We start from the raw sequence: 3,573 nt of genomic DNA on the forward strand, positions 1-3,573 counted from the left end.
CGCCCGGCATCAGAAACCGTCCCGGCGGCAGGCTCGAGAGCGCGAAACGCTCGGAGCGCGCAAGGCGCAGATATTGGGTGAAGGTCTGCGCCAGCTTCTGCGCGGTTTCCTCGCTATAGCGCGCTTTGACGTCCGTCTGCGCGGTCAGGCCCCGCCACTCGCTTGCGATCATCGCCCGCGCCGAGGCGCTCGCGGCGTCGAGCGTCTCGTGAGACCATTGCGCGTAGGATTTGCCAAGGAGCGGCAGATCGAGCAGCCATTCGCCGGGATAATCGACGATGTCGATGTCGAGACGCGTCGGACCCTGGCCGAAGCCTTTGCGCAGCGACCAGCCCTTCGAGCGATATTCCAGCGTCACTCGCAGTTCGGAAATCCGCCGCGTCGATTGCGGCCAATGCCGGTCCAGCCCGGTGAGCGCCGCGAGATGCTCCTCGTACGCGAAGCGCGGCACGCTGTAATCTGGCTGCGGATCGAGATGCGCCGAGGTGATGCGGCCTTCGGCGAGCGCGCGAAACACCGGGAGCTGAGTCTTGCTCTCGCCGGCTTTTTCCGGGCGCGCCGATATCGCGCGCGTCAAATGATGCACGAGAGCGGTGATGAACACGGTCTTGCCGGAGCGCGACAGGCCGGTGACGCCAAGCCGCAGGCGGCCGCCGGCGAGAAAGTCGGCGACGCTCTCGGTGGCGATGCGCGTTTCGAACAGCAGATCGGATAATTGCGACAAGGGCGCGCTCCGGGTCCGCCGACCTATAGCATCACGTCGCGTCCCTACAAGAGACGCTGGTGAGAACATGTCGCGCTGCAAACCAAGGTGAAGACTGGCCAGAAGGATTCCGCGCCGGATGGGAGACGAGTTCCTACCGCGGCACGGCGCGCATCATCACCGCTTCGACATCGGCACGTAATCGCGCTGCTTCTCGCCCGTATAGAGCTGACGCGGACGACCGATGCGCGAACCCTGGTCCTCGATCATCTCCTTCCACTGGGCGATCCAGCCGACGGTGCGCGCGACCGCGAACAACACGGTGAACATCGCCGTCGGAAAATTCATCGCCTTGAGCGTGATGCCGGAATAGAAGTCGATGTTGGGATAGAGTTGCTTCTCGATGAAATAGTCGTCGTGCAGCGCGATGCGCTCGAGCTCCAGCGCGACGTCGAGCAGATCGTCCTTGACGCCGAGTTCGTTCAACACTTCGCGCGTCGTGCGCTGCATGATCTTGGCGCGCGGGTCGTAGTTTTTATAAACGCGATGGCCAAAGCCCATGAGGCGGAACGGATCGTTCTTGTCCTTGGCGCGCGCGATGAACTGCGGAATGCGGTCCGGCGTGCCGATCTCGGCGAGCATTTTCAGCACCGCTTCATTGGCGCCGCCATGCGCCGGCCCCCACAGCGAGGCGATGCCCGCCGCAATGCAGGCGAAAGGATTCGCCCCCGATGAGCCGGACAGTCGAACGGTCGAGGTCGACGCGTTCTGTTCGTGATCGGCGTGCAGGATGAAGATCCGGTCGAGCGCGCGCGACAGCACCGGATTGACTTTATATTCCTCGCAGGGAACCGCGAAGCACATGCGCAGGAAGTTCGACGTGTAGTCGAGGTCGTTCTTTGGATAAACGAACGGCTGGCCGACCGAATATTTATAGGCCATCGCCGCGAGCGTCGGGATCTTCGCGATCATGCGCGTCGACGCCACCATGCGCTGGGTGGGATCGGCGATGTTCGTCGAGTCGTGATAGAAGGCCGAGAGCGCGCCCACGGAGGCGACCATCACCGCCATCGGATGCGCGTCGCGGCGGAACCCCTGGAAGAATCGCGCCATCTGCTCATGCACCATTGTGTGGCGCGTGATCCGATAGTCGAAATTCGCCTTCTCGGCGGCGGACGGCAATTCTCCATAAAGCAGCAGGTAGCAGGTTTCGAGAAAGTCGCCATGTTCGGCGAGCTGTTCAATCGGATAGCCGCGATAGAGCAGAACGCCGGCTTCACCGTCGATAAAGGTGATCTTCGATTCGCATGACGCGGTCGCGGTGAATCCCGGATCGAAGGTGAACATGCCGGTTTCGGCGTAGAGATTGCGGATGTCCGCAACGGACGGCCCCAGCGTGCCATCCTTGATCGGCAAATCGACCGATCCGTCGCCGACTGTGAAGACAGCATTCTTCTCCGGCATACCCGCTCCCCTCTCAACCGCCCCCGCGCTCGCAACGAGCCGGATCGCGGCGCGACGCGCGCGAACGCTATGCATGAATTGCGTCACATTCGCGATGTCGTCGCTTTCACGCGCACGCCGATGCGTTGCATTCGGTTTGTTGTGCGGTGCAAAAAGCTATATCAACCGCAAGGGCTGTCAAGCGCGCGTCACGCGTTTCGCGCACGCCTCGCGAATAAGGGCTATGTGTTTCGCAGTGGCGCGGAAACCGGCGCGGCGCCGAAAATCGCGTCAGCGATTTTTACGCGCGCCAACGCCGCGGCGATACGGGTTACGCCATAGCCGCCTGATCGGAAATTCGCGCAAGACTTTCCTCGCGCCCCAAAATTTCCAGCACGTCGAATATGCCGGGCGAGGTCGCGCGGCCGGTGAGCGCGGCGCGCAAAGGCTGTGCGAGATCGCCCAGTTTGACGCCAAGCGCTGTCGCAAGATCGCGCACGACCGCTTCCGTCGTTGCGGCCGTCCAGTTCGGAAGCGCTGCAAGTTTCTCGACAAGCGCCGCAAGCCGCGCGCGCGCTTCCGCCGAAAGCAATTGCGCCGCCTTTGCGTCGAGCGACAGCGGACGCTGCGCGAAGAGAAAGCCCGCGCCGTCAAGAAGTTCGTTCAAGGTCTTCGCACGCGCCTTCAGGCCCGGCAAGGCGGCGCGTAGTTGCGCGCGCGACCTGTCGTCGAGCGCCTGCGCGATCGCGCCGCCGCCTTCGAGATAGGGAAGCGTCGCGATGAGCAAGTCCAACAGCTCGTCATCATCGCTGTCGCGCAGATAGTGGCCGTTCATATTTTCGAGCTTGGCGAAATCGAACCGCGCCGGCGAGCGATGCACCTGCGCGAGATCGAACGACTCGACCATCTCCGGCGTCGTGAAGAACTCCTTGTCGCCCTGCGACCACCCCAATCGAACGAGATAGTTGCGCAGCGCGGCCGGCAGGTAGCCCATCGCGCGGTAGGCGTCGACGCCGAGCGCGCCGTGGCGCTTCGAAAGCTTGGCGCCGTCCGGTCCGTGAATCAGCGGAATATGCGCGAAGGCCGGGATCGTCCACCCCATCGCCTGATAGATATGCGTCTGTCGCCCAGCATTGGTGAGATGATCGTCGCCGCGAATGATCTGCGTGACGCCCATGTCGTGATCGTCGACGACGACCGCGAGCATGTAGGTCGGCGCGCCGTCCGAGCGCAGCAGAATGAAATCGTCAAGATCCTTGTTCTGGAAGACGACGCGTCCCTGCACGGCGTCGTCGACGATCGTCTCGCCGTCCTGGGGCGCCTTGATGCGCACGACATAGGGCGCGCCGGCGGGCGCCTCCGAGGGATCGCGATCGCGCCAACGGCCGTCGTAGCGCCAAGGACGCTTTTCCGCCTTAGCTTTCTCG

The 3,573-nt window shown here is 63.2% G+C and carries 3 protein-coding genes; all 3 read right to left on the reverse strand.

Annotated features, from left to right (window positions below):
- Positions 1 to 724, reverse strand: a 724-nt coding sequence (locus tag QZ964_RS11045) for a YcjX family protein (RefSeq protein WP_292531671.1), incomplete at its 3' end; no start/stop codon positions are given.
- Positions 725 to 880: 156 nt separating this feature from the next.
- Positions 881 to 2,167, reverse strand: coding sequence for a citrate synthase (locus tag QZ964_RS11050; protein WP_292531673.1), 1,287 nt, complete (start codon positions 2,165 to 2,167; stop codon positions 881 to 883).
- Positions 2,168 to 2,477: 310 nt separating this feature from the next.
- Positions 2,478 to 3,573: glutamate--tRNA ligase (gene gltX, locus QZ964_RS11055; protein ID WP_292531675.1), on the reverse strand; the 1,096-nt coding region annotated here is incomplete at its 5' end.

Source organism: Methylocystis sp. (genome assembly GCF_021731785.1).
In the GTDB taxonomy this organism is placed as follows: domain Bacteria; phylum Pseudomonadota; class Alphaproteobacteria; order Rhizobiales; family Beijerinckiaceae; genus Methylocystis.

What these genes read in the sequence shown, in the direction of transcription:
- QZ964_RS11050 (WP_292531673.1), bottom strand. Translation starts at nt 2,167, where the DNA reads ATGCCGGAGAAGAATGCTGTCTTCACAGTCGGCGACGGATCGGTCGAT.